The 23,736-nt window shown below is 65.8% G+C and carries 22 protein-coding genes; 6 read left to right on the top strand and 16 right to left on the bottom strand.

The window, feature by feature from the left end:
- Nucleotides 1–201: 201 nt before the first annotated feature.
- The 8 genes from DCG74_RS04305 to ubiE all read right to left on the bottom strand — a co-directional run bounded on the left by DCG74_RS04305 (nucleotide 202) and on the right by ubiE (nucleotide 10,127).
- Nucleotides 202–924 (bottom strand): nucleotidyltransferase family protein, encoded by a 723-nt coding sequence (locus DCG74_RS04305; protein ID WP_172788593.1) that lies wholly within the window; start codon nucleotides 922–924, stop codon nucleotides 202–204.
- Nucleotides 925–1,042: 118 nt separating this feature from the next.
- Entirely contained in the window at nucleotides 1,043–1,360 is a 318-nt protein-coding gene (locus DCG74_RS04300) for a PilZ domain-containing protein (RefSeq protein WP_036009083.1), read from the bottom strand.
- An 86-nt stretch (nucleotides 1,361–1,446) separates the two neighbouring features.
- Nucleotides 1,447–2,964 carry a tRNA (adenosine(37)-N6)-threonylcarbamoyltransferase complex ATPase subunit type 1 TsaE gene (gene tsaE / locus DCG74_RS04295; protein WP_172788592.1) on the bottom strand — a complete coding sequence of 506 codons (1,518 nt, stop codon included), beginning with the start codon at nucleotides 2,962–2,964 and terminating at the stop codon, nucleotides 1,447–1,449.
- Nucleotides 2,961–5,465 carry a PAS domain-containing sensor histidine kinase gene (locus tag DCG74_RS04290; protein ID WP_172788591.1) on the bottom strand — a complete coding sequence of 835 codons (2,505 nt, stop codon included), beginning with the start codon at nucleotides 5,463–5,465 and terminating at the stop codon, nucleotides 2,961–2,963. Before DCG74_RS04290 ends, tsaE begins: the two co-directional genes overlap by 4 nt.
- 366 nt (nucleotides 5,466–5,831) lie before the next feature.
- Nucleotides 5,832–6,290, bottom strand: a complete 459-nt coding sequence (dut, locus tag DCG74_RS04285; protein WP_172788590.1) for a dUTP diphosphatase — start codon at nucleotides 6,288–6,290, stop codon at nucleotides 5,832–5,834.
- On the bottom strand, nucleotides 6,287–7,738 hold the full coding sequence (gene coaBC / locus DCG74_RS04280) for a bifunctional phosphopantothenoylcysteine decarboxylase/phosphopantothenate--cysteine ligase CoaBC (protein ID WP_172788589.1): 1,452 nt from the start codon (nucleotides 7,736–7,738) through the stop codon (nucleotides 6,287–6,289). The genes dut and coaBC overlap by 4 nt, the downstream gene beginning before the upstream one ends.
- Nucleotides 7,739–7,794: 56 nt before the next feature.
- On the bottom strand, nucleotides 7,795–9,369 hold the full coding sequence (gene ubiB / locus DCG74_RS04275) for a 2-polyprenylphenol 6-hydroxylase (RefSeq protein ID WP_172788588.1): 1,575 nt from the start codon (nucleotides 9,367–9,369) through the stop codon (nucleotides 7,795–7,797).
- Nucleotides 9,366–10,127: a bifunctional demethylmenaquinone methyltransferase/2-methoxy-6-polyprenyl-1,4-benzoquinol methylase UbiE gene (ubiE, locus tag DCG74_RS04270; protein ID WP_172788587.1), complete on the bottom strand. Its 762-nt coding sequence runs from the start codon at nucleotides 10,125–10,127 to the stop codon at nucleotides 9,366–9,368. The genes ubiB and ubiE overlap by 4 nt, the downstream gene beginning before the upstream one ends.
- A gap of 81 nt (nucleotides 10,128–10,208) precedes the next feature.
- Between ubiE and mutM the strand changes: the two genes are divergently transcribed.
- On the top strand, nucleotides 10,209–11,114 hold the full coding sequence (gene mutM, locus DCG74_RS04265; protein WP_172788586.1) for a bifunctional DNA-formamidopyrimidine glycosylase/DNA-(apurinic or apyrimidinic site) lyase: 906 nt from the start codon (nucleotides 10,209–10,211) through the stop codon (nucleotides 11,112–11,114).
- Between the two features lie 258 nt (nucleotides 11,115–11,372).
- Here mutM and DCG74_RS04260 read toward each other — a convergent pair whose 3' ends face one another.
- Both DCG74_RS04260 and DCG74_RS04255 read right to left on the bottom strand, forming a co-directional pair.
- Nucleotides 11,373–12,116 (bottom strand): ParA family protein, encoded by a 744-nt coding sequence (locus DCG74_RS04260; RefSeq protein ID WP_172788585.1) that lies wholly within the window; start codon nucleotides 12,114–12,116, stop codon nucleotides 11,373–11,375.
- A 373-nt stretch (nucleotides 12,117–12,489) separates the two neighbouring features.
- A complete protein-coding gene (locus DCG74_RS04255) occupies nucleotides 12,490–13,848 on the bottom strand; it encodes a serine protease (RefSeq protein ID WP_172788584.1) in 1,359 nt (452 codons plus the stop codon).
- Nucleotides 13,849–14,112: 264 nt separating this feature from the next.
- On the opposite strand from DCG74_RS04255, the gene DCG74_RS04250 reads away from it, so the two are divergent.
- Nucleotides 14,113–14,916 carry a molybdopterin-synthase adenylyltransferase MoeB gene (locus DCG74_RS04250; RefSeq protein WP_172788583.1) on the top strand — a complete coding sequence of 268 codons (804 nt, stop codon included), beginning with the start codon at nucleotides 14,113–14,115 and terminating at the stop codon, nucleotides 14,914–14,916.
- Between the two features lie 16 nt (nucleotides 14,917–14,932).
- On the opposite strand, the gene DCG74_RS04245 is transcribed toward DCG74_RS04250, so the two are convergent.
- Nucleotides 14,933–15,934 carry a D-glycerate dehydrogenase gene (locus tag DCG74_RS04245; protein ID WP_172788582.1) on the bottom strand — a complete coding sequence of 334 codons (1,002 nt, stop codon included), beginning with the start codon at nucleotides 15,932–15,934 and terminating at the stop codon, nucleotides 14,933–14,935.
- A gap of 323 nt (nucleotides 15,935–16,257) precedes the next feature.
- On the opposite strand from DCG74_RS04245, the gene DCG74_RS04240 reads away from it, so the two are divergent.
- A complete protein-coding gene (locus tag DCG74_RS04240) occupies nucleotides 16,258–16,788 on the top strand; it encodes an SH3 domain-containing protein (RefSeq protein ID WP_172788581.1) in 531 nt (176 codons plus the stop codon).
- 97 nt (nucleotides 16,789–16,885) lie between these two features.
- Here DCG74_RS04240 and irrA read toward each other — a convergent pair whose 3' ends face one another.
- Nucleotides 16,886–17,374, bottom strand: a complete 489-nt coding sequence (gene irrA / locus DCG74_RS04235; RefSeq protein WP_036009037.1) for an iron response transcriptional regulator IrrA — start codon at nucleotides 17,372–17,374, stop codon at nucleotides 16,886–16,888.
- A 354-nt stretch (nucleotides 17,375–17,728) separates the two neighbouring features.
- Between irrA and fabA the strand changes: the two genes are divergently transcribed.
- From fabA to fabI, 3 genes are all read left to right on the top strand, one after another.
- Nucleotides 17,729–18,250 carry a bifunctional 3-hydroxydecanoyl-ACP dehydratase/trans-2-decenoyl-ACP isomerase gene (gene fabA, locus DCG74_RS04230; protein ID WP_172788580.1) on the top strand — a complete coding sequence of 174 codons (522 nt, stop codon included), beginning with the start codon at nucleotides 17,729–17,731 and terminating at the stop codon, nucleotides 18,248–18,250.
- 39 nt (nucleotides 18,251–18,289) lie between these two features.
- Nucleotides 18,290–19,513, top strand: a complete 1,224-nt coding sequence (gene fabB, locus DCG74_RS04225) for a beta-ketoacyl-ACP synthase I (RefSeq protein WP_172788579.1) — start codon at nucleotides 18,290–18,292, stop codon at nucleotides 19,511–19,513.
- 356 nt (nucleotides 19,514–19,869) lie between these two features.
- The gene (gene fabI, locus DCG74_RS04220; RefSeq protein ID WP_172788578.1) at nucleotides 19,870–20,667 is read left to right on the top strand and encodes an enoyl-ACP reductase FabI; all 798 of its coding nucleotides are present in this window, start codon (nucleotides 19,870–19,872) and stop codon (nucleotides 20,665–20,667) included.
- 117 nt (nucleotides 20,668–20,784) lie between these two features.
- Here fabI and DCG74_RS04215 read toward each other — a convergent pair whose 3' ends face one another.
- The 4 genes from DCG74_RS04215 to DCG74_RS04200 all read right to left on the bottom strand — a co-directional run bounded on the left by DCG74_RS04215 (nucleotide 20,785) and on the right by DCG74_RS04200 (nucleotide 23,714).
- A complete protein-coding gene (locus DCG74_RS04215) occupies nucleotides 20,785–21,381 on the bottom strand; it encodes a glutathione S-transferase family protein (protein WP_172788577.1) in 597 nt (198 codons plus the stop codon).
- A gap of 10 nt (nucleotides 21,382–21,391) precedes the next feature.
- Nucleotides 21,392–22,213: a hypothetical protein gene (locus DCG74_RS04210; RefSeq protein WP_172788576.1), complete on the bottom strand. Its 822-nt coding sequence runs from the start codon at nucleotides 22,211–22,213 to the stop codon at nucleotides 21,392–21,394.
- 102 nt (nucleotides 22,214–22,315) lie between these two features.
- The gene (locus DCG74_RS04205; protein WP_172788575.1) at nucleotides 22,316–22,780 is read right to left on the bottom strand and encodes a GNAT family N-acetyltransferase; all 465 of its coding nucleotides are present in this window, start codon (nucleotides 22,778–22,780) and stop codon (nucleotides 22,316–22,318) included.
- A 7-nt stretch (nucleotides 22,781–22,787) separates the two neighbouring features.
- Nucleotides 22,788–23,714 (bottom strand): hydrogen peroxide-inducible genes activator, encoded by a 927-nt coding sequence (locus DCG74_RS04200; RefSeq protein WP_172788574.1) that lies wholly within the window; start codon nucleotides 23,712–23,714, stop codon nucleotides 22,788–22,790.
- Between the last annotated feature and the right edge of the window lie 22 nt (nucleotides 23,715–23,736).

The raw sequence follows: 23,736 nt of genomic DNA, 5'->3' as shown, positions 1-23,736 counted from the left end.
CGAAGGATCAGGCAATATAGGGAGACGGGGTCAAATGGTCATGGGTATGGGCGAGTAGTCCCCGCTGTTCGTGCGACGAGCACAGGTCTCGTAGGGTGGGCAAAGCGAAGCGTGCCCACGCATTTTTTGCGGTCGACAGAGATGGTGGGCACGGCGCAAGGGCGCCTTTGCCCACCCTACGGCACCGTGCCTGGAGCGCCCCTACGCCACGCTCTCCAAAAACGCCTCTTCCGCGGCGTGCACGGCATCGGGCGTGCCGACATGCATCCAGACGCCGTCGAGGCGCAGGCCGAACAGCCGTTCCTGCTCGTTGGCGCGATCGAACATTTTCGTCAGCGAGAATTCGCCCTTGGGCGCGTCGGCAAAGATCGCCGGCGACATGATCGCCGCGCCGGCATAGACGAACGGAACGACCTCCTTCTCCTTGCGCTTGCGCAAGGCGCCGTCCGGCAGCATGCCGTAATCGCCGCGGCCGCCATAGCCGATGCTGGTCGCGGTCGGCGCCATCAGGAGCAGGATGTCCATGCGATCAGGGTCGAAGTTTTCGGCGAGCCGCGTCAGGTTCGAGCGCACGCCGTCGATCCACAGCGTGTCGGAATTGACGTGGAAGAACGGCGCATCGCCGAGCAGCGGCAGCGCCTTGACGACGCCGCCGCCGGTGCCGAGCACCTGGTCGCGTTCGTCCGAGATAGTGACATGCGGAAGCTGACGCGATGCGACGTGGTCGATGATCTGGTCCGGCAGGTAATGCACGTTGACCACCGCCTCGGTCACGCCGGCCTGGCCGAGCTTGTCGAGCACGTGGTCGAGCAGGGGCTGGCCCGCGACCGGCACCATCGGCTTCGGCATCCTGTCCGTCAGGGGGCGCATGCGCAGGCCAAATCCTGCGGCGAGCACCATGGCTTTGGTCGGTTTGACGGACATCCTTCGCCTTCTCAGACCTTTCGCGTTCGCAGCAATCCTAACACGAGGCTCGATCTGCCGCACCGCATCTCGACCGCCTTAACCACCCGCCGTGACGGTTGTACGACGGGTGTTGCCGTCACGCCCCAACGGCTGTGGAACGGACCTTCTTCTTCTTGTCGCCCACTTTCAGGAAATTGACGCCGATCTGGTCGCCGTTGACCCAGGCCAGCTCGCAGCGCCGGTAGGCGAGTCCGGTGGACGAGAGCAGGAGAAAGAATTCCTTCAGATGGAGCCCTTCGACCGAGCCGTCGATGGTCAGCTTGGCGCCGGTCTCGGAGACATCCTCCATGGTGCAGTCGCGCCGCCAGGTGCCGTCGATTCCCATCATCTGGGCCGAAAACCCGCGCTCGAAAATAACCCGGCTATTTCCGCGCTGATCCGCTTTCGCTGCCATCTGCCCCGCTCCAGCCCCGTAATTTCCGGCTGCCTCGGCGCCAGAGTAGCGACATCTTGGCTAACGGCCGGTAAATCGGTCCTGAATCAGCCTGGCGGCGGGACGTTGGCGAGATACCAGTTGCGCAGATGGGCGAGCGCGGGATGGGCCATCGAGCGCTGGAGATAGGTCCAGATCCGCGGCTGGTGGCGCAGATAATGCGGCTTGCCGTCGCGGCGGTTGAGCCGGGCGAAGGTGCCGAGCAGGCGCGTGTTCCGCTGCGCCGACATGATCGCGTAGAGCTCGGCGAAGCCGGCGGCGTCGAAGCTCGAATCTTGCGCCCGCCGCGCCTTGATGTAGCGCGACAGCAGCGTCAGCTCGATGCTCTCGGGCACGTCGATGCGGGCGTCCTGGAGCAGCGACACCACGTCGTAGGATTGCGGCCCCAGCACGGTGTCCTGGAAGTCGATCACGCCGACGCGTTCGATGCCGCTGTGCTGCCCGAGCCAGATCAGATTGGGCGAGTGATAGTCGCGGATGATCCACGTCTTCGGCGCCGCCAACGGCCCCTTCAGCAATTCGCGCCACATCGCAAAAAATTCCGCGCGCGTCGCCTCGCTCAGCGGCGCGTTGCGATCGGGCAGATACCATTCCGGCATCAATCCGATCTCGATCAGCAGCGCCTCGACGTCGAAGACGGGGATCGCGTAGGTCTGCCCGTGCAGCGGCAGTGTCTCCGGCAGCGCCTTGCCGTGCAGCATCGCCAGCACGTCGGTCGCGGCTTCGTAGCGCTCGAGAATCGGTCGCGGCGGATCGCCCTCGATCACGCCCTCGTTGCCGAAATCCTCGGTGATCAGGAAGCCATGGTCGAGATCGGAATGGTGGATGGCCGGCGCCGAGATTCCCTGCGCGCGCAGACCTTCATCGATGGCGACGAAGGGTCTTACGTTCTCGGCCAGATGCACCGCGGCGCTGTAGGATTTTCCGTCGTAGAGCGCCGCGCCATCGGGGCGCTGCGGAAAGTTCATGAGGATGACGATTTCCTCATCGCGCACGAGCCGCGCATAGGAGCGCGTCGAGGCGTCGCCGGCCATGCGCTTGCGCATCGCATCGATGTAACCGGATGCGTCGAGGAATTCGCGCAGCGCCTTCAGCCGCGCGACTTGCGCGGCGCCCTTGCCATGGCCCGTGATGTCGGCGGCACGTGCGTTCGCGCCCAGCGCCGGCCGGTGCGTCAGCGCGATGTCGATGCGGTCCTCGGGCATTGCCGACGGGGCGCGCTCGGGCCATTCGATCAGCACCAGCGTGGCATCGGGCAGCGGCGACAGCCCGATCTCCTCGAGCTCGCTCTCGTCCTCGACACGGTAGAGATCGGCATGCAGCACCGGGAAGGGCGGCAGCTCGTAGCCCTGCACCAGTGTGAAGGTCGGGCTCGGCACTTCCAGCGCGTCATCGCCGGCGAGATAGCGGATCAGGCTGCGCGCCGCCGCAGTCTTGCCGGCGCCGAGATCGCCGGTGAGGGTGATGACGTCCCCGGGACCGACCAGCAGCGCGAGGTCGGCCATCAATTGCGCCGTGGCCGTCTCGTTGTGAAGCGCGACGGCGAATGTGGTTGTTTCCGTCATTCGGCGGCGTCGCGGTGCGCCGCCTGGTCGGTCGGGAAGTCGCAGATCACGACCGTGCCCCGGCCGACGATCGAATCCACCCGCACCTTGCCGCCATGCAGCTCGACGAAGGAGCGCACCAGCGACAGGCCGAGCCCGGCGCCGCGATGACGCGAGCCCTGCGAGCGGCTTTCGAACCAGTTGAACACCTTGTCCTTCATGTCGGCAGGTATTCCAGGGCCCGAATCTGTCACGGTGAAGACCACGCTGCGGTCGGTGCGCCGGGCGCTGATGCCGACGGTGGAATCCTGTGGAGAAAACCCGACGGCGTTGGCGAGGAGGTTATAGAGCACCTGCACCACGCGCTTCTCGTCGCCGACGAAGCTGCCGACATCGGGCGCGATCTCGACCTTGAGGCGGATGCGGTCGGTGGCGAGCCGGTCCTGGATGCCCTCGGCGGCAAGCTCGATGGCCTTGCTGACATCGACCTGCCCGAGTTCCAGCTTCATCGCGCCGGCGTCGATGGTGGCGAGATCGAGGATGTTGTTGGTGAGCGCGAGCAGCGCGTTGGTCGATTTGGTGACGTAGTCGAGATATTCGGCCTGCTTCGGCGTCAGCGGTCCGGTCGAGGGATCGCTGAGGAAATGCGCAAAGCCGATGATGGTGGTGAGCGGCGAGCGCAGCTCGTAGGAGACGTGGTGGACGAAATCCACCTTCATCTGGTCGGCCGCCTCCAGCGCCTCGTTGCGCTCGCGCAGCGCGCGCTCGACATTCTCGGTGTCGGTGATGTCCTGGAACGTCAGCATGGTGGCGCCGTCGGGCAGCGGCCGGATCATGCCGTCGAGCACGCTGCCGTCCTTGCGTTCCAGCTTCAGCGGCACGTCCGCGCGGTTCTCGATCGAGGTGATGGCCTCGCGGATCTGGCGCCAGACTTGCGGATCGTCGAACAGCTGATGGCACCAGCCTTCCACGGTCTGGATGTGCGGCTCGTCGCGCATGGCATCGCTCGACAGCTTCCACATCCGGACGAAGGCCGGATTGAACAGCTGCGCCTTGCCGTTGCTGCCGAACACCGCGACGCCTTCGGCGAGACTGTCCAGCGTCTCGCGCTGGACGCGGATCAGGCCGTCGAAGCGGCGGGCGAGGTCGAGGCTTTCGGTGACGTCGTCGAACAGATAGGTCACGCCGCCCTCGGGGTTCGGCGTGGTGACGACCGAGAGCGCGCGGCCGTCGGGCAGGAACCAGGTGTCCTTGGCCGTCTCGACCGCGCGATAGGCCTCGTGCAGCTTGGCTTTCCAGGCGCGGAAATCCGGCTGCTCCGGTAATTTGCGCGCGGCGCGGAGCTGGTCGAGCACGCTGGAATCGTCCGGATGGGCGTCGAGGAAGTTGCGATCGAGATCCCACAGCCGGCGATAGGAATCGTTGTAGAAGGCAAGGCGCCGCTGGCCGTCGAACACGGCAACGCCGGAGGAGAGCTGGTCGAGCGTGCGGCGGTGCGCCTCCGCCATGCGCACCAGCGCCGAGCTCAGCGCATCCGCCTCGCTGGCATCGATGGCGACGCCGACGCTGCCGCTGCCGACATTGACGGCGCGCACGTCGTAGATGCGCCGCTCGCCGCCGACCACGATCGGCAGCCGCGAGGTGAAATTGGCGGCGTCCTTCAGCCCCCGCTCCATCGCGGTGCGGTCGGCGCTGTCGAGCAGCTCGAGCTTGCGCTCCTGCGCATCGACGGCGCTGGTCGCCTCGGTGGCGCGCACATAGGCCGGGTTGGCGTAGGTCAGCGCGCCGTTCTCCCCCTTTGCCCAGATCGGCCACGGTGCGGCCGTGGCAAAGCCGCGAAGCATCTCGGTCTCGTCGGAGAGTGCCTTGTAGCGCAGATGGGTCTCGGCGAGATCGCGGCGCAGTCCGGACAGCTCGCGAATGCGGACGATGGCCTGGCCGCCGATGGCGCGCCCGATCGCTTCCAGCATATGGCCTTGCGCGGTGGTCAGCGTCAGCTGGAACCCGTCGCCGCGCTCGCGCAGCGCATCGACCGCATGGTCCATCTGCAGCGCCGGCTCCGGCGGCAGCCAGGTTCCGAACGCCAGCACGCGCTGCGGCGAGGAATCGCGCGGCAGCACCAACGCGATGTCGCCGGAAATCTGCGCGCGGTTGTCGCCGGCCGGCCACGAGATCAGGATCTGCGGCTCGGTGAACAGCAGCGCGCCGAAGCGGTCGGCCTGGAGCTGAAGTTCCCCGATCCGGGCGCGCAGCCGCGCCTCGTTCGTCGCCGTGCGCACCCGCGTGCGCATCAACAGGATCGCGGCCACCACCGAAAAGCCGAGCAGGGCCAGCGCGGTGGCGAGCACCGCGAGTTCCTGCCGGTTCAAATCCATCACGAGGGAAAGGGTGTCGATGAGGTCGGCGGCCTTTGCCGGCGCAGCCGGCAGCAGCGCTGCGAGAGCGCCTCCCACCAAGCCGTTGCGCGCCAGCGATGTGCACGACAGCAGCGTCCGACGCATCGACACGATCACGCCTGACATAGTTGCCCCAAGACCGCACGAATTGACGCGCGGCGACCCCCGTCGCGCGCGAATCAAAAGACAATACCCTCACCGCGACTCCGCCGGTAAGAGTCCAGATCGTGAACGCAAAGGCGGGTCCCAAAAAAGTGCCCCGCGCGTTGTTCCGAAGCACGTGATTCTGCGGATGATTCGGCTGGGATTGCCGTGCGTTAGCGTGTCATCCGGATTGCCCGCCACGATCGTGGTGCGCTCCCTCCCCCGCTTGCGGGGGAGGGCTGGGGAGAGGGTGTCTCCGCAACCGGACATCCCCAAGAGGATAGAGCCCTCACCCGCCGCGCTCTGCGAGCGCGACGGCCTCTCCCGCAAGCGGGAGAGGCAAGAAAGCTAGCGCCCGGTCGAGCCGAAGCCGCCGGCGCCGCGATCGGTCGCGGACAAGGTGGCGACGGGAACCAGCGCGGCCTGCAGCACCGGCGCGATCACCATCTGGGCGATGCGTTCGCCGCGCTTGATCACGAAGGGCGTGGTGCCGTGATTGATCAAGATCACCTTGATCTCGCCGCGGTAGTCCGCATCGATCGTGCCCGGCGAATTCAGCACGGTGACTCCGTGCTTGGCCGCCAGCCCCGAACGCGGCCGCACCTGTGCCTCGTGCCCGGGCGGCAAGGCGATCGCGAGGCCGGTCGGCACCAGCGCGTATTGGCCTGGTGCGAGCGTCATGGGCTCGTTGTCCGGCACCGCGGCCATCAGATCGAGGCCGGCGGCCTCGCTGGTCTGATAGGCCGGCAGCGGCAGCCCTTCAGCGTGGGCGAGGCGTTGCAGCTCGACGGCAACCTTCGTGCTCAAGATGCGGTCTCCAGGGATTTGCCGGTCACGCTTTTCGCGATCTGCGCGACCAGTTCGATGGCGACCTGTTCCTTGGTCATCGCCGGCCAGGAATCAACTGCAATCTCGCCGTCCTGCGCGCCGTTCTTGCGGCTGAGCAGGTGGACCGTGTTGCGGTCGCCGCCCATCACTCCGGTGGCGGGCGAGACGTCGTTGGCGACGATCCAATCGCAGCCCTTGCGCGCGAATTTTGCCTTGGCGTTGTCGATTAGGTGCTCGGTCTCGGCGGCAAAGCCGATCACGAGCGGCGGGCGCTTGTCGGTGAGCTTGGAGATCGTGGCGAGGATGTCGGGGTTCTCGACGAGCTGAAGCGGCGGCATGCCGGCTGCCGTCTTCTTCAGCTTCTGCTCGCCTTCGTTGGCGACGCGCCAGTCGGCGACCGCGGCGGCGAAGATCGCGACGTCGGTGGGAAGCGCGGCCTCGACCTGCTCCAGCATCTGCCGCGCCGATTCGACGTGCCTCACCGTCACGCCCGGGGGATCGTCGAGGTCGACCGGACCGCTCACCAGAGTAACCTCGGCGCCCGCGGCCTGCGCGGCGGCGGCAATGGCAAAGCCCTGCTTGCCGGAGGACCGGTTGGCGATGTAGCGCACCGGGTCGATCGCCTCGTGAGTGGGACCTGCGGTGATCAGCACGCGCTTGCCGGCGAGCGGCTTCGGCATCGGCGGCCGCAGCAGCCGTTCGGCGGCATTGGCGATCTCGATGGCTTCCGACATGCGGCCCGTTCCGGCTTCGCCGGCTTCGGCCATCTCGCCCGCGTTCGGGCCGATCAGCACCACGCCGTCGCGCTGGAGCTGGGCGACGTTGCGGCGCGTCGCCGCGTTGCTCCACATCAGCGGATTCATCGCCGGCGCCAGCAGCACCTTGCGGTTGGTCGCAAGCAGGATGGCGCTGGCGAGATCGTCGGCATGACCGTTCGCCATCTTCGCCAGCAGGTCGGCGGTGGCCGGCGCCACCACGATCAGGTCGCAATCGCGCGCAAGGCGTATATGGCCGGCGTCGAACTCGCTCTGCGGGTCGAACAAATCCGTGTAGACGCGCTCATGCGAGAGTGCGCTCGCGGCCAGCGGCGTCACGAATTGCTGCGCCGCCTTGGTCAGCACGCAGCGCACCTCGATGCGGCGCTCCTTCAGCCTTCGGATCAGGTCGAGCGATTTGTAGGCCGCGATCCCGCCGCCGATGATCAGGGTGACACTGGCCTCGGGAAGGGCGCCGGTGCGCTGAGGCGTCGGGGCGGCGGACGCGACGGGCGGCACCGCAAACGGGGTCAGCGGCTCCTCGCGGCCGTCGATCAACTCCCGCAGGATGACCCGGACCTCCTCCTCGACCGACCTGTGGTTCTTGGCCGAACGCAGCCGCAGATAGGTTTTGACGGCGTCGTCGAGCTTGCGGATGGTCAGGCTTGCCATGACGCCCTCCGGCACGGAATGATAGCGATGCTATCATCCTCGTGATTGCAGTGCAATCACAGATTCCGGACGGCGATCAGAATCCCGATGAAGGTCGCGGCGATGATCCAGAGCGCCACGGTGCGCCAGCGGTTCTTGCGGCCCTCGCTGCGCCCCATGGCCGCGATGCTCTCCGGCGACAGCCTGATGCCCTCCCGCGTCATGGTCTCGAGCTGCTCGAGAACCTTCACCGACCGCTCGGCAATCTCCGGCATGCGCATCAGGACGCGCGCGATGTGGCCGGTCCCGGCAAGTGCGCCCTGCACCCGGCCGATCGGCCCGAGATTGCGCTCGATCCATTCGCGAACCACGGGGTCGGCAACCCTCCAGATGTCGAGCTTCGGATCGAAGCCGCGCGCCACGCCCTCGACCACCACCATGGTCTTCTGCAGCAGGATCAGCTCGGGCCGCGTCGTCATGTCGAACAGGCCGGTCACCTCGAGCAGCAGCGTGAGCAACCGCGCCATCGAGATCTCCTCGGCGGTGCGATTGTGGATCGGCTCGCCGATGGCGCGGATGGCTTGCGCAAAATTCTCGACCGAATGGTGCGCGGGCACATAGCCGGCCTCGAAATGCACCTCGGCGACGCGGCGATAATCGCGGGTGATGAAGCCGAGCAGGATCTCGGCGAGGAAGCGCCGCTCCTTCATGCCGAGCCGGCCCATGATGCCGAAATCGACCGCGACGAGGCGGCCGGCCTCATCCAGGAACAGATTGCCGGGATGCATGTCGGCGTGGAAGAAGCCGTCGCGCAGCGCGTGGCGCAGGAAGCTCTGGATCACCTTGCGGCCGAGATCGGGCAGATCGACCTGCGCCTCCGCGAGGCGCTTGTGATCGTTCAGCGCGATGCCGTCGATCCACTCCATCGTCAGCACGTTATGCGTGGTGCGGTCCCAGTCGACGGCGGGCACGCGGAAATCGGGATCGTCGCGCGTGTTCTCCGCCATCTCCGACAGCGCGGCAGCCTCTAACCGCAGGTCCATCTCCATCGCGACCGAGCGCGACATGGTGTTGATGACCTCGATCAGGCGCAGGCGCCGCGCCTCGGCCGAATAGGCCTCGGCCTTGTGCGCGACGAAGAAGAAATCCGAGAGATCGCGGCGGAAGCGTGCCGCGACGTTGGGCCTCAGCACCTTGATCGCGACGGGCCTGCGGATGCCGTCGCGCAACACCTCGCCGCGATGCACCTGCGCGATCGAGGCCGCCGCGACCGGCGGTCCGAAGCTCACGAAGACGTCCGTCAGCGGCCGCTCCAGCGAGATCGCGATCGTGGCCTTGGCTTCCTCCTGCGGGAACGGCGGCAGGCGGTCCTGCAGGCTTTCGAGATCGCGCGCCATGATGACGCCGACCACGTCGGGACGCGTGGCCAGGAATTGGCCGAGCTTGAGATAGGCCGGGCCCATCCGCGTCAGCGCGCGCGAGATCCGCGGGCCGTGCTTGGCGCCGCGGCGCTCAATGAGGCGCGCCAGCTTCAGCGCGAGCTGTCCCGGCGGCGGCACCAGGCTCGGATCGACCGCGCCGAACACGCCTTCGCGCGCAAACACGAGCGCGGCGCGGATCAGGCGCGCAATGTGGGTGACGGCAGAGATCACAAACGCCAGCCCGAATGCAGTGCGACGATGCCGCCGGAGAGCGTCTGCCAGCTGACGCGGGCAAAGCCGGCCTCGCGGATCATGTCGGCGAAGGCGGCGGGCTTTGGAAACTTGCGGATGGACTCGACGAGATATTGATACGATTCTGCGTCGCCCGTGACCATGCGCCCGAGCGGCGGGATCACCTTGAACGAGAACAGATCATAGAGCTTGTCCAGCCCCGGCATCTCGACGGTGGAGAATTCCAGGCACAGGAAGCGGCTGCCGGGCCTCAGCACGCGATAGGCCTCGCGCAGCGCAAGATCGATCCGTGGCACGTTGCGGATGCCGAATGCGATCGTATAGGCGTCGAAGCTGCGATCGGCAAAGCCGAGCGATTCGGCATTGCCTTCGACGAAATCGACCTGGGTGTCGAGATGGCGCTTGGCGGCGCGCTCCCGCCCCACAGCCAGCATGTCCGAATTGATGTCGCACACCGTGGCGTGGAAGCCGGGGCCGGCTGCCTTGGCGGCACGGAACGAGATGTCGCCGGTGCCGCCGGCGACGTCGAGCAGCGCGAACGCCCGGTCGCTCCTGGGCGGATCCAGCGCGGTGATCATGATGTCCTTCCAGACCCGGTGCAGGCCACCGGACATCAGGTCGTTCATCAAGTCATAGCGCGACGCCACGCTGTGAAACACATCGTTCACCAGCGTCTGCTTGTCCCCGAGGGGGACGTCCCTGAAGCCAAAATGCGTGGTTTCGCCCGGCCGATCCATTACTCTACTCCACAGGGCGGACCATAGCCTGCCCGCCGCAATGGCGCTATCACACCGCCCTCATAAGGTGAATGCCTGACCATGCCTGAATTGCCCGAAGTCGAGACCGTCCGCCGCGGCCTTCAGCCCGTGATGGAGGGTGCGAAAATCCTCAATGCGGAGGCCCGCCGGCCGGATTTACGCTTTCCGTTCCAGCCCGATTTCGTGGCCCGGCTCAAGGGGCAGGTCGTCACGGGGCTCGGGCGCCGGGCAAAATATCTCATGGCCGATCTCGCCTCCGGCGACGTGCTCTTGATGCATCTGGGCATGTCGGGCTCGTTCCGCGTCATCAAGCCGGACGACGAGGCTCAGCCCGGCGAGTTTCACTATCCGAAGGCCAAGGACTCCGCGCACGATCACGTGCTGTTTCGGATGTCCTCAGGCGCCGACATCGTCTTCAACGATCCGCGCCGCTTCGGCTACATGAAAGTGATCGCGCGCAACGCGCTCGAAGACGAGCCGCTGCTGCGCGGCCTCGGCCCCGAGCCGCTCGGCAATGAATTCGACGCGGCGATGCTGGCGCGCTCTTGCCAAGGCAAGACCACCAGCCTGAAGGCCGCGCTGCTCGACCAGCGCGTGGTGGCCGGGCTCGGAAACATCTATGTCTGCGAGGCGCTGCACCGCTCGCATCTGTCGCCGCGGCGCATTGCTGCGACCCTGTCGACCAAGGCCGGACAACGTAAGGGCGTTGCCGGGGGCGAGCCGACGGATCATGCCAAGAGACTGGTCGGTGCGATCCACACCGTGCTGAACGACGCGATCAAGGCCGGCGGCTCCAGCTTGCGCGATCACCGCCAGACCACGGGCGAGCTCGGCTATTTCCAGCACTCGTTCAAGGTCTACGACCGCGAAGGCGAAACATGCACGACGCCGCGCTGCGGCGGCACGATCAAGCGGTTCGTGCAGAACGGCCGCTCGACCTTCTGGTGCCCGAAATGTCAGAAGTGATACCAATCGCAGCCAAAAGGCTGTGAGTCTCTGCAAGACGACGATCCCACCACGCCGTCATTGCGAGCGCAGCGAAGCAATCCAGAACCCCTCCGCGGCGACAGTCTGGATTGCTTCGCTGCGCTCGCAATGACGCGTGGGGAGAGCTTCCCTCAGAGCGCGAGGCGAAGCAATCCGGCCGTGGCCGGACTGCTTCGTCGCTTGGGCTCTTTCAGCGGATGGCGAAGCGCCCGATTGTCGCCCGAGCGGTCGCCCCGCTCAGGACGCCAGTGTCGTGGTCTCGTCCGCCGCAAGCTCGCTGGCGACGTGCAGCATGCCGTGGGCAGCCGAGATGACCTGGTCGATCAGGACATCGGTGGTGGCTTCAAGCTCGAGCCGGGTCTCGATCCAGCGCCAGAGGCCGCGGATCTCGTCCGCCGACTTGCCGTTCGGCGCGAATTCGCTCACGGCAAGGCCGCTGGCGAGTGCGTCCTGGTGATCGTTGCGCATCACGATCAGCGGACGCGCGAGCACCTCGGCAAGGTCGAGCGCGGCTTCCTCGGCGAGCGCGGTCGCGGCGTTGTCGATGCGCTGGCCGCGGATCGGCGTCTGGTTCAGCACGAAGCTGTAGGGCCGCTTCCAGGCGCGGGCGACGCTGAGCGTCGAGACGGTCGCCTCGATGTCGGCGACGCTGGGACGGGCCGGGATCAGGCAGAGGTCGGAATGGCGGATCGCGGCGGTGGTGGCGGCGGAAAGGCCGGCCGCGGTGTCGACGATCGCGAGCTGGAGGCCGCTATCGGCCAGCATCTTCAGGCGCGGCGCGATATCGGCTGCGTGATAGATCGGCTCGACGACGAGATCGTCGGTAGAGCGGCGGCGCTGCCAGTTGGAGAGGGTGCCCTGCGGGTCGGTCTCGATCAGGCGGACGGTGAAGCCGGCCTGCTTGGCGGCCAGCGCGAGGCCGATGGCGAGCGTGCTCTTGCCGCTGCCGCCCTTTTGGGTGGCCAGTACGATCGTATGCATTGAAGATCAATCCTTTGGAGTGCTGGGTCAGGGATACGCCACGCGAACGTGCATCGCTTCTGGATGCTGAGCGCTTCTCGCTCAGGACGTGCCGGCCCGATCCAAAGGGGATCGCGGAGGTCCGAATCAACGGTAAGGATGATGGCGGAATCGCGAATTCCAGCGAATCCGTACCACTACCGGCTCCGTAGTCGTACGTAAGCGCATGGGCAACCGTGCCCCGGACAAAGCGTATCGCGAAAGCGATGCGCTGCAGAGCCGGGGGGCAGAGGGCAACAAGCGCGAGTGTTGCTGATATGGGTCCCGGCTCAGCGGAGCGGCATTGCATGCCGCACCGCGTCCGGGACACGGGAGAGTGGTGCGCTCGCGCGGCCTACTTCCGCACGCAGATGACGCGCACGACGGAGGCCTTGGCGTCCGCCGACGCGCCATTCGCCGCGACCCCGTTCGCCTTCAGGAATCCGCGCACCGCCTCTGCCGGGACCATCACCGCCTGTGACGCCGGTACCGATGTCGCAGGCCCTGCGACCATGGCCGGCTTCAGCAGCGCGATGCCGGCGAACCTGCCGTCGGCGTCGACGGCCGGGCTGCCGGAGAAGCCAACCGCCGGCGGCGGCGAGAGCGCGGAATTGCTGCCCGTCACCGGCGCCAGCGCGGCCTTGAGGCTCGACACGCCGGCCGCGCCGCCCTGGCTTTGCGGATCGGCGATGCCGACGACATCGACATTGGTCTTCACGGCCCCGCCGGCGAGGCTGAGCGGTCGCAACCCGCGCGCGCCGTAGATGTGCAGCAGCGCCAGATCATGCTCCTTGTCCTCGGCGAGACGGTCGGCGCTGCCATGGCCCGCGATCGTGATCGCAAGGCAGCCGTCGGTGACGAGGCGGTCGGTGACAATCGCGCCGTCCTCGCTGACGACGATCCCGGTGCCGTATTCGACGGTCTTGCGCGGCGGCGGCCCGGCCAGTGGTCCCGACGGAAACGCGTTGAACGCGCTCGACATCGCGATCACGACCGGCTCGACAGTATTCTCTGTCGCCTGGTCGTAGAGGATCGTCATGGTGCGGACCTCGTCGCCCCTAAAGGTGCCGCGGACGTAGAATTTCTTCAGGCCCTGCAAGCCCGACAGCACGAAGAAGTCGGGCTTCACCACGGTGTAATCGACCTTGCGCCCGGACGGCTCCTTCTCGAGCTCGGCGAGCTTTGCCGAGGTCGGGTTCGCCTCCTTGCGGCGGCTGAGAACCACCTGCACCGTCCCTGTCGGCGAGGTCCATTTCGAGCCATTGGCGTCGCTTGCCTGCTGCGGCACCAGCTTGCCGGGAATGCCGAGCCGGGCGCCGCTGGTCGGCTCCGTCACGATCTTCCAGCCGACGCTCTCCTGCTTCTTTCGCGCCGTCTCGGCGAGCGCGGCGCGCTCCTGCGGATTGAGCACGCCAGTCGGCTTGCCGCCCTTGGTCTTCTGGTATTCCTTGATGGCGTTGACCATGCGCTCGCTGACGTCGCCGGTGATGGCGCCGTTATACTGGCCGACCCAGGCGAGGTCGGACTGCAGCGCCAGCCGCTCCGCTTTTGCCATGGCATCGGCGGTCGCCGACGGCGTCTGCATTGCGGGAGGCTGGATCGGGACGGTCTGGACCGTTTTCGGCTTGGTGCCGGCGACCGGCGATGTCGTCATCTGGGCATGCGCGCCCGTGGCGGCTGCAAACACCAAGGTTGCCGCAAGCATCGATCTCATGACAAATCCAGCCAGCCCATTGAACGTCAAGACATTGAAAAGCATGCCATTGAAGCACATCTCGTTGGTCGCGAACAACGTAGCGGTGGTTCAGGCCCAAGGTCGAGCCGTGTACACAGGTCCTCATCCTGAGGAGCGGCCTCAAGGCCGCGTCTCGAAGGATGGCCCCAGGTGAGATCGGGGCCTTCATGGTTCGAGACGCGCGTTCCGCGCTCCTCACCATGAGGATCGAAAGCGAGCGCTTGGTAGGAGAGGCGTACGACGATGCTGAGCCCGGACGAACTCGAACGCTATGCCCGCCACATCGTGTTGCGTGATGTCGGCGGTCCCGGCCAGGCCGCGCTGAAGCGGGCCTCGGTGCTGGTGATCGGCGCCGGCGGGCTCGGCGCGCCCGCTTTGATGTATCTGGCCGCCGCCGGCGTCGGCACGCTCGGCGTTGTCGACGACGACGTGGTGTCGCTGTCCAACCTGCAGCGCCAGGTGATCCACACGACGCCCGACATCGGCCGGCACAAGGTCGAGAGCGCGGCCGAGCGGATCGCGGCGCTCAATCCACACGTCCGCTTCGTCGGTCACGCCACCTGGCTCAACGCCGACAATGCGCTCGGCCTGATCGGCGATTACGATCTCGTGCTCGACGGCTCCGACAATTTCTCGACGCGTTATCTCGTCTCCGACGCCTGCTTCTTCGCCAAGCGGCCGCTGATCACCGCGGCGCTCGGCACCTTCGACGGCTCGCTCACCACCATCCGTGCCCACGAGACCAACGAGCAGGGCGAGTTCAACCCGACCTATCGCTGTCTGTTTCCCGAAGCGCCGCCGCCCGGCACCGTGCCGGCCTGTGCGGAAGCCGGGGTCATGGGCGCATTGGCGGGCGTGCTCGGCTCGATGATGGCGCTGGAGGCGATCCGCGAGATCGTCGGCTTCGGCGACGGCCTCGTCGGGCGCCTGCTGATGATCGATGCGCGCGCGATGCGCTTCGAGACGCTGCGCTATGGGCGCGATCCGGCCAATCCGCTCAACGGCGATGGGCCTGTGATCACCGATCTCAGCGCTCACCGCACCTGATTGCGGCCGTTACGCCTTACAGCATGCTCGGCAGCACGCGATCCGGCGGCTTGTGGGCGTCGAGGAAGGTGCGGATGTTGATGATCACCTTCTCGCCCATCTCGACGCGGCCTTCGATCGTGGCCGAGCCCATATGCGGCAGCAGCGTCACCTTGCCAGCCTTGGCGAGCCGCACCAGTTTTGGATTCACCGCGGGTTCGTGCTCGTAGACGTCGAGGCCGGCGCCGCCGATCTCGCCGCCCTCGATCAGCTTGATCAGCGTGTCCTCGTCGGTGACCTCGCCGCGCGCAGTGTTGACGATATAGGCGTCCTTGCGGATCAGCTTCAGCCGCCGCGCCGAGAGCAGGTGATAGGTCGCCGGCGTGTGCGGACAGTTCACCGAGATGATGTCCATCCGCGCCAGCATCTGGTCGAGGCTTTCCCAATAGGTCGCGCCAAGCTCCTCGGCGATCACGGGGGCGACGGGACGGCGGTTGTGATAGTGGATCTGCAGGCCGAAGGCCCGGGCGCGGCGCGCCACCGCCTGGCCGATGCGGCCCATGCCGATGATGCCGAGGCGTTTGCCCCCGATGCGGTGGCCGAGCATCCAGGTCGGCGACCAGCCGGCCCAGGGCTTGCCGTCGGTCAGGATCGAGGCGCCTTCGATCATCCGCCGGGGCACCGCCAGGATCAGCGCCATGGTCATGTCGGCGGTGTCTTCGGTCAGGACCTTCGGCGTGTTGGTGACGGTGATGCCGCGGGCATGGGCGGCTGTGACGTCGATATTGTCGACGCCGTTGCCGAAATTGGCGATCAGGCGGAGCTTGCAGTCGGGCTGATTCACGACCTCGGCGCTGATATGGTCGGTCACGGTCGGAACCAGCACGTCGGCGGTGCGGGCGGCTTCCGCGATCTGCTCGGGCGACATCGGCGTGTCGTCGAGATTGATCCGCGCGTCGAACAGCTCGCGCATCCGCGTCTCGATCGAATCCGGCAGCTTGCGCGTCACCACGACGAGGGGCTTTTTCTTCACCGACATGTCCTGCTCTCATGAGACATCGCAGGCCGCCTCTGTCGCCAAAGGCCGGTCGTTGAGGCCTCATTAACCCGGTTGTTCGACACTGCCCTTGCCGTGTCCGTCCCCGGCGTTTCCTCCAAGCTCACCCGACATTTCCGGCCGGAAAATCGGGGCCAATTGGTTGCTCAAGTGCCCGTTCTCTCTAGCAGAAGGCCGGGCCAAGACAAGAACCACGGCTTAGGGCTTGGAACCCGCGTGGGGCGGGGACAAGGGGCAGGCGCGGCAGGGTTTTTGGAATTTGGGGTGAGGGCCCGGTCTGCCGGGTCTTCGAAGGAGACGGGTTGATGGCGTTGGGGCGTTTTTGTGCGGTGATGGCGCTCGTTTGCACCTGGTTGAGCGCCTCGGTCGGCCCCTCGCATGCGGCGAAGGACAATACTCCGCAGACCGCCAGCGGCCTGCCGGTGCCGCGCTATGTCAGCCTCAAATCGGATCACGTGAACGTCCGCGCCGGCCCGACCAAGGACAATGACGTCGCCTGGGTCTACACCCGCGCCGGCCTGCCGGTCGAAATTACCGCCGAGTTCGAAAATTGGCGTCGGGTGCGCGATTCCGAAGGCGCCGAGGGCTGGGTCTATCACTCGCTGTTGTCGGGCCGTCGCACCGCCGTCGTCACCATGAAGCACAAGGACGATCTCGCGCCGATCTATGACCGGCCCGATCCCGACAGCGCGGTTGCGGCCAAGCTGCAGGCCGGCGTCGTCACCCAGGTCAAGAAATGCGCCGCAGGCTGGTGCCGCGTCATCGGCAATGGCTTCGACGGCTGGATCCAGCAGGAGCGCCTCTGGGGCGTCTATTCGGACGAGCAGGTCAATTGACGCCGATCGGCGTCATCCCGGGATGGAATGACGGGCAAAATGACAATGGCCGGGACAAGCCCGGCCATGACGATCGCATCAGCAATCTCGGATTAGCTCAGCGCTTTTTGCGCAGGCGCACGACCATGTCGATGCGGGAGATCTCGTAGCCCTCGGGCACCTCGGGCATCTTGGACAGCGCCAGATGCGGATCCTCGATGTCGACCAGCTCGTGGCTGTTCTCGAGATAATAGTGGTGGTGAGTGGTGACGTTGGTGTCGAAATAGGTCTTGGTGCCGTCGACGCTGACCTGGCGGAGCAGGCCGGCATCGGTGAGCTGGTTCAGGGTGTTGTAGACGGTCGCCAGCGACACCGGGACCTTGGCGAGCGTCGCTTCCTCGTACAGCATTTCAGCCGTGAGGTGGCGTGCGCCTTTTCCGAACAGCAGCCAGCCCAGCGCCATGCGCTGACGCGTCGGCCGCAACCCCGCGGACTGCAGCATTTCGTTGACGTCGTGCCAGGGACAGCCGGTCAGGGCCGGCTGGCGGCCGGACAGGAGGGCCGCGGCATGGTCGTCGTCGTGTTGGGACGCGGTATTCTCGTTCATTTCCAAGATTTCGGGCACGCGTGAACAATATCTCTCTGTAATATAAGAACAGAAAGATGCAGATGCAAGTTTCTCGCAACTAGAGCTGTTCTAATCAGGCTTGGAACCGCCTGGGGATCGCGTCATTTTACCTTCATGGATGCGCTTTGCCACCCGAAATGGCCTGTGTTAGAGAGCGCGCGGTTCCGCTTAGCCGATTTTGGCGCAACCGGGCATGGAAGCCCGGTCGGCAGTCCATCCGAAGCTTGCGCAGGTCGCGGCCGGCGGTGGCAATTGGTGTTGCTCTCCGATCGAGGCGGGGCCCATTTTCGCCAAGATACGCCGCTCAATCGGGATTTGAACAGAGGCTCGTGAATGCTGAACAGGCGCAACGGTTACGACTACGAGGATCTGCTGGCCTGTGCCCGCGGCGAGATGTTCGGCCCGGGCAATGCCCAGCTGCCGCTGCCGCCGATGCTGATGTTCGACCGCATCTCTGACATCAACGACAATGGCGGTGAGTTCGGCAAGGGCCTGGTGCGCGCTGAGCTCGAAGTGAAGTCCGATCTCTGGTTCTTCGGCTGCCACTTCAAGAACGATCCCGTCATGCCCGGCTGCCTCGGCCTCGATGCGCTGTGGCAGATGGTCGGCTTTTACCTCGGCTGGAGCGGGGGTGAAGGCCGCGGCCGGGCCCTTGGCCTGAGCGAGCTCAAGTTCAGCGGTCAGGTGCTGCCGGAAGCGCGCAAGGTTGTGTACAACGTCGATATCAAACGCGTGATGCGTTCGAAGCTCGTGCTCGGCATCGCCGACGGGTGGCTTTCGGTCGATGACCAGATTATCTATCGCGCCAAGGATCTGAAGGTCGGCCTGTTCAAGCAGGGCACGAGCCTGGGCTGAGCGCATCACCACGAAGACAACGATTGAGGCGAGGCTGTCATGAGGCGGGTTGTGGTCACCGGGATGGGCATCGTCTCGTCGATCGGAAACAACACCCAGGAAGTGCTTGCGAGCCTTCACGAGGCGAAGTCGGGCATTTCGCGGGCTGAGAAATATGCCGAGCTCGGCTTCCGTTCGCAGGTGCAAGGCGAGCCGACGCTCGATCCTTCGACGGTGGTCGACCGCCGCGCGATGCGCTTCCTCGGCCAGGGCGCGGCGTGGAATCACATCGCGATGGAGCAGGCGATCCAGGATTCCGGCCTGTCGCCTGACGAAGTCTCCAACGTCCGCACCGGCATCATCATGGGCTCCGGCGGCCCCTCGGCGCGCACCATCGTCGAAGCCGCCGACATCACCCGCTCCAAGGGCCCGAAGCGCGTCGGCCCGTTTGCGGTGCCGAAGGCGATGTCCTCCACGGCGTCCGCGACGCTTGCGACCTGGTTCAAGATCAAGGGCGTGAACTATTCGATCTCCTCGGCCTGCGCGACCTCGAACCATTGCGTCGGCAATGCCTATGAGACCATCCAGATCGGCAAGCAGGACGTCATCTTCGCCGGCGGCTGCGAGGAGCTGGACTGGTCGCTGTCGGTGCTGTTCGACGCCATGGGCGCGATGTCCTCGAAGTACAACGACACGCCGGCCACGGCCTCGCGGCCCTACGATCTCAATCGCGACGGCTTCGTCATCGCCGGCGGCGCCGGCGTCCTGGTGTTGGAAGAGCTCGAGCATGCCAAGGCGCGCGGCGCGCGCATCTATGGCGAGGTCGTCGGCTATGGCGCGACCTCGGACGGTCACGACATGGTGGCGCCGTCGGGCGAAGGCGCCGAGCGCTGCATGCGCATGGCGATGTCGACGGTGAAGACCAAGGTCGACTACATCAACCCGCACGCGACCTCGACGCCGGCCGGCGACCCGCCGGAGATCGAGGCGATCCGAAATGTGTTCGGCGTCGGCGAGAAGTGCCCGCCGATCTCGGCGACCAAGGCGCTGACCGGCCACTCGCTCGGCGCCACCGGCGTGCAGGAGGCGATCTATTCGCTGCTGATGATGAACAACGGCTTCATCTGCGAGAGCGCGCACATCCAGGAGCTCGATCCCGTGTTCGCCGACATGCCGATCGTGCGCAAGCGCATCGACAACGTCAAGATCGGCACCGTGCTGTCGAACTCGTTCGGCTTCGGCGGCACCAACGCCACGCTGGTGTTCAGCCGGCTGGACGTGTGAGTTCTACCTTGCCGACTCCGGCGGAAGGACCAGACGAGATCAACTGGCACGACGGGGTTCTCGTTGACCTTCGAATTTCGGGGTTTGCCGAGGGCGAGCAGGAATTCACCCTTATCGTCGATCTGTATCCGGACGCTGACGTGCACGCGCCGCGACGCCGATACCGCTGCATTGGAACGAACGTTTCCCGTTTCGTCATGAGCGGCGATCGGGCGACTTCTGAAGAATCGATCCAGCGGGAATATCGATCTGTTGCGCATGGAATATACGGCCGATACAGAAATCCTTGTTGTCTGCCTGTTTGGTGGAACAATCGAAGTTGAAGCCAGATCTTTCCGACTCATGGAATCCACCACATGACTTCGTTGATGAAAGGCAAGCGCGGTCTGATCATGGGCATCGCCAATGATCATTCCATCGCCTGGGGCATGGCGCGGACGCTGCATGCCCACGGCGCCGAGCTCGCCTTCACCTTCCAGGGCGAGGCGCTCGGCAAGCGCGTCAAGCCGCTGGCGGAGCAGCTCGGCGTCGATCTGGTGCTGCCTTGCGACGTCGAGGACATCGCCAGCGTCGACGCCACTTTCGCGGTGCTCCGCGAAAAATGGGGCAAGCTCGACTTCGTCATCCACGCGATCGGCTTTGCCGACAAGAACGAGCTGAAGGGCCGCTACGCCGACACCAGCCGCGAGAACTTTTCGCGCACCATGGTGATCTCGTGCTTCTCGTTCACGGAGGTCGCAAAGCGCGCCGCCGAGCTGATGACGGAAGGCGGCAGCATGATCACGCTGACCTTCGGTGCCTCGGAGCGCGCGATGCCGAACTACAACGTGATGGGCGTCGCCAAGGCGGCGCTGGAAGCTTCCGTGCGCTATCTCGCCGCCGATTTCGGACCACGCGGCATCCGCGTCAATGCGATCTCCGCCGGCCCCATCCGCACCCTCGCCGGCTCCGGCATCGGCGAAGCGCGCGCCATGTTCGCCTACATGCAGAAGCACGCGCCGCTCCGCCGCGGCGTCACGCTCGACGAGCTCGGCGGTTCGGCGCTGTATCTGTTGTCGGATCTCTCCGGCGGCGTGACCGGCGAGATTCATTATGTGGATTCCGGCTACAACGTCGTCCTGATGCCGCGGCCGGATGATTTGAAGGCGGAATAGGCGACCCTGCCGTAGGGTGGGCAAAGGAGCGCAAGCGACGTGCCCACGATCTCCCAGCGATCGCCATAGATAGAGGACGTGGGCACGCTTCGCTTTGCCCACCCTACGAGAGCTTGCTTACCCCGCCGCGATCGTCTCCGCGCGTTGGAACGCCGGCCGCGCCGTGCAGCGCGCCAGATAGGCGTCGAAGGCCGGGCGCGACGGCACCATCTTGAACCGGCGTACCGCGAAGTTCAGGCCCGAGCCGATCACGACGTCGGCGGCGGAAAATTCCTCGCCGAGAATCCACGGCCCCTTGGCGAGCGCGGCGTCCAGCACGTCGAACACCTGCGTCGCGCTGCCCCAGGCCGCGGTCGAGGTCGGGATCTCGATCTTGGTGAAGATCTGGATGATGGCCGGCTCGATGCAGCCCGGTGAGAAGAACAGCCATTGCAGATAGCGCGCGCGGCGTGGATCGGTCACGGCGGGCGCGAGCTTCGTCTCGGGATAGCGGTCGCCGATATAGGCGCAGATGGCCGCGGCTTCGGCGAGCGCAGCATCGCCGTCGGTCAGCGCCGGCACCTTGCCCATCGGATTGATCTTCAAATAATCCGGCGCCTTCTGCGCGCCGGTCGTGATGTCGGTCAGCACGCGCTCATAGGGCAGGCCGCTCTCCTCCATCAGCCAGAGCGTCGTGAACGAGCGCGAGCGGGGCGACCAGTAGAGCTTGATCATGGCGCGGACCTCATTGCTGGAGCAGTCCTGGTAATGTCCGGTCGAGGCTTGTCGTCAATAAGGCACGGACACCGTCCCGCAGCTTTGCGTTGGCCGCCACCTCGGCGGGAGCCGATGGAAAGGCCGCCTCGTCCATCTCCTTGTTGGGACCACTGATCGGGTTGATCCCGATCAGGCGGGACATCATCGGCTCGTCATCAAGGCTTGCGGGGCCCTTTTTGATGGCCTCGAATGACTGCCCGTCGTACACGGTGATGTAGGTCAACGCGTACAGGAGCGTGCGGCGCTTGATCGGGTTGCCCCATTTGACGATGCCAAAGCCTTCGACGGACTGGTTGGTATTGCTGAAGCGGTTCTGGTATCGCTCGACCAGGACATAGCGTTGGCACTTGGTGGTGGCAGCGCTCTGCTGCACGAACTCCTGTCGTTCCGGGTTCCGACGCAGCATCGGCGATCCCGATTCCACGGCATGCGCAAAAGCAGCGGGCGAATACGCAATTCGCCTGACCGACTTTCCGGCTGCGGCGGCACGAAGCCGCGACAGGATGAGATCGTCCAGCCCCCAGCTGTCGACCGGCACGGGTGTGTACTCGTTGCCGAACATGGTGAAGCCGACCTGCTGAACGCCGAAACGATTGGCCGCCGCGGCCAGGAGACCGATCTCGCATGGGCCAGCGTCTGCAGCGCCCGCCTGCTTGGGATTCGGTGTGCCTTTCGGAGTTGCGCCCTTGGCTGGGCGCGTCGTTGGCGCAGCCGACGGCGGTGCAGGCTGCGCCGCGGCGACACTGACGAGGCCAAACAGGGAGAGCGCGGTCAAACAGATGCGAAACATGGAATCGGCGGGCGGGGACCACGGCTTGGAGATGTCCGATCAGGACTTGAGATAAGTCTTAGAGCGAGCCGATGACAGCCGCAAGGTGAGGGTCTCGGCGCGCTACGCGTCGATGGTCCTTCGATTCCACCGATAGTACTTCATCACGAACCCGTTCGACGGCTCGATCTCTTCCTTCTCGAACACAAAGCCTTCGCGCTCGTACCAGCGCCAGGCCTTTTCGTTCTCGCGCACACAGCGCAGATGCATCTCGTCGGGCATTTGCGTGCGCGTGAAGGCGAGCAATTGCCGGCCGAGCGATTGGCCTTGATAGGCCGGCGCGACGAACAGCATGTCGAGATAGAGCTTGGGCAGATGCAGCGCCAGCATCGCAGCGATCGTGCCGCGATCGTCGGCGACGAACAGGCTCCAGCCGTCCGCGATCTCGCGCCTGATGCGCGCACGCAAGTTCGCCAGCAGGAAGTCGCTGGCTTCGGCAAGCCCGGTTGAGACCCAGCTCTCCATCCAGACGCGGCCGATCTCGTCGTACTCCTCCGGGCGAGCGGGGCGGATGATCGGATGCGACATCCGCCGGTCAAGCCTTCTGGCTGCGCAGGGATTGCCGCGCGCGCACCTTGCCGGCCGACAGGCACACCACTTCGGAAATCTGCAGCAGCTGCCGCGCCAGCGGGCTGGTCTTGCGCCAGACCATGCCGATGGTGCGCGACGGCTCGGGGTCGCGGAAGCGCGCCAGCGAGACCGAGGCGGAGCGCGTCTCCACCGGCACCGCCATCTCCGGGATCAGGGTGACGCCGATGCCGGCGCTGACCATCTGCACCAGCGTCGACAGCGAGTTCGCATCCAGCATCTCGCGCGGCGGCGCCGATTGCATGTTGCAGAACGACAGCGCCTGGTCGCGGAAGCAGTGCCCCTCCTCGAGCAGCAGAAGCCGCATCTCGCGCATCATCTCGCGCGACGGCACCGGTGTGCCTTCATCGGCGCCCGGCCGTACCAGCAGAAATTTCTCCTCGAACAGCGCGACCTCGGTGAGCGAGGGCTCCGACACCGGCAGCGCCACGATGGCGGTGTCGAGCCGGCCCTCCACCAGTTCCTGGATCAGCCGCGGCGTCATGGTCTCGCGCACGCGGATGTCGAGCTCCGGGTGCATGCGCGTGAGATTCTTGGTGATCTTGGGAAGTAGGTAAGGCGCGATGGTCGGGATCATGCCGATGCGCAGGCGGCCGGCGAAGCGGTCCTGCGATGCGCGCGCGAAATCGCCGAGCTCGTCGACCGAGCGCAGGATGTCGCGGACCCGTTGCGCCAGCTCCTCACCGAACCGGGTCAGCGCGACCTGCCGCGCGCTGCGCTCCAGCAGCAGGCCGCCCAGCGCCTCCTCGAGTTCCTTGATCTGCATCGACAAGGCCGGCTGCGAGATCGAGCAGGACTCGGCCGCGCGTCCGAAATGGCCGTGACGGGCCAGCGCATCGAAATAGCGGAGCTGGCGCAGCGTCAAGTTGATCATCAGAAAATCCTATCGCAGCGAT

The organism is Bradyrhizobium sp. WBAH42 (assembly GCF_024585265.1).
GTDB lineage: Bacteria > Pseudomonadota > Alphaproteobacteria > Rhizobiales > Xanthobacteraceae > Bradyrhizobium.
The sequence above is the reverse complement of the archived record's forward strand: the minus strand, read 5'-3'. Positions and strand labels throughout refer to the sequence as shown.

What these genes read in the sequence shown, in the direction of transcription:
- DCG74_RS04305 (WP_172788593.1), bottom strand. Translation starts at nt 924, where the DNA reads ATGTCCGTCAAACCGACCAAAGCCATGGTGCTCGCCGCAGGATTTGGC.
- DCG74_RS04300 (WP_036009083.1), bottom strand. Translation starts at nt 1,360, where the DNA reads ATGGCAGCGAAAGCGGATCAGCGCGGAAATAGCCGGGTTATTTTCGAG.
- tsaE (WP_172788592.1), bottom strand. Translation starts at nt 2,964, where the DNA reads ATGACGGAAACAACCACATTCGCCGTCGCGCTTCACAACGAGACGGCC.
- DCG74_RS04290 (WP_172788591.1), bottom strand. Translation starts at nt 5,465, where the DNA reads ATGTCAGGCGTGATCGTGTCGATGCGTCGGACGCTGCTGTCGTGCACA.
- coaBC (WP_172788589.1), bottom strand. Translation starts at nt 7,738, where the DNA reads ATGGCAAGCCTGACCATCCGCAAGCTCGACGACGCCGTCAAAACCTAT.
- ubiE (WP_172788587.1), bottom strand. Translation starts at nt 10,127, where the DNA reads ATGGATCGGCCGGGCGAAACCACGCATTTTGGCTTCAGGGACGTCCCC.
- mutM (WP_172788586.1), top strand. Translation starts at nt 10,209, where the DNA reads ATGCCTGAATTGCCCGAAGTCGAGACCGTCCGCCGCGGCCTTCAGCCC.
- DCG74_RS04260 (WP_172788585.1), bottom strand. Translation starts at nt 12,116, where the DNA reads ATGCATACGATCGTACTGGCCACCCAAAAGGGCGGCAGCGGCAAGAGC.
- DCG74_RS04255 (WP_172788584.1), bottom strand. Translation starts at nt 13,848, where the DNA reads ATGAGATCGATGCTTGCGGCAACCTTGGTGTTTGCAGCCGCCACGGGC.
- DCG74_RS04250 (WP_172788583.1), top strand. Translation starts at nt 14,113, where the DNA reads ATGCTGAGCCCGGACGAACTCGAACGCTATGCCCGCCACATCGTGTTG.
- DCG74_RS04245 (WP_172788582.1), bottom strand. Translation starts at nt 15,934, where the DNA reads ATGTCGGTGAAGAAAAAGCCCCTCGTCGTGGTGACGCGCAAGCTGCCG.
- DCG74_RS04240 (WP_172788581.1), top strand. Translation starts at nt 16,258, where the DNA reads ATGGCGTTGGGGCGTTTTTGTGCGGTGATGGCGCTCGTTTGCACCTGG.
- irrA (WP_036009037.1), bottom strand. Translation starts at nt 17,374, where the DNA reads ATGAACGAGAATACCGCGTCCCAACACGACGACGACCATGCCGCGGCC.
- fabA (WP_172788580.1), top strand. Translation starts at nt 17,729, where the DNA reads ATGCTGAACAGGCGCAACGGTTACGACTACGAGGATCTGCTGGCCTGT.
- fabB (WP_172788579.1), top strand. Translation starts at nt 18,290, where the DNA reads ATGAGGCGGGTTGTGGTCACCGGGATGGGCATCGTCTCGTCGATCGGA.
- fabI (WP_172788578.1), top strand. Translation starts at nt 19,870, where the DNA reads ATGACTTCGTTGATGAAAGGCAAGCGCGGTCTGATCATGGGCATCGCC.
- DCG74_RS04215 (WP_172788577.1), bottom strand. Translation starts at nt 21,381, where the DNA reads ATGATCAAGCTCTACTGGTCGCCCCGCTCGCGCTCGTTCACGACGCTC.
- DCG74_RS04210 (WP_172788576.1), bottom strand. Translation starts at nt 22,213, where the DNA reads ATGTTTCGCATCTGTTTGACCGCGCTCTCCCTGTTTGGCCTCGTCAGT.
- DCG74_RS04205 (WP_172788575.1), bottom strand. Translation starts at nt 22,780, where the DNA reads ATGTCGCATCCGATCATCCGCCCCGCTCGCCCGGAGGAGTACGACGAG.
- DCG74_RS04200 (WP_172788574.1), bottom strand. Translation starts at nt 23,714, where the DNA reads ATGATCAACTTGACGCTGCGCCAGCTCCGCTATTTCGATGCGCTGGCC.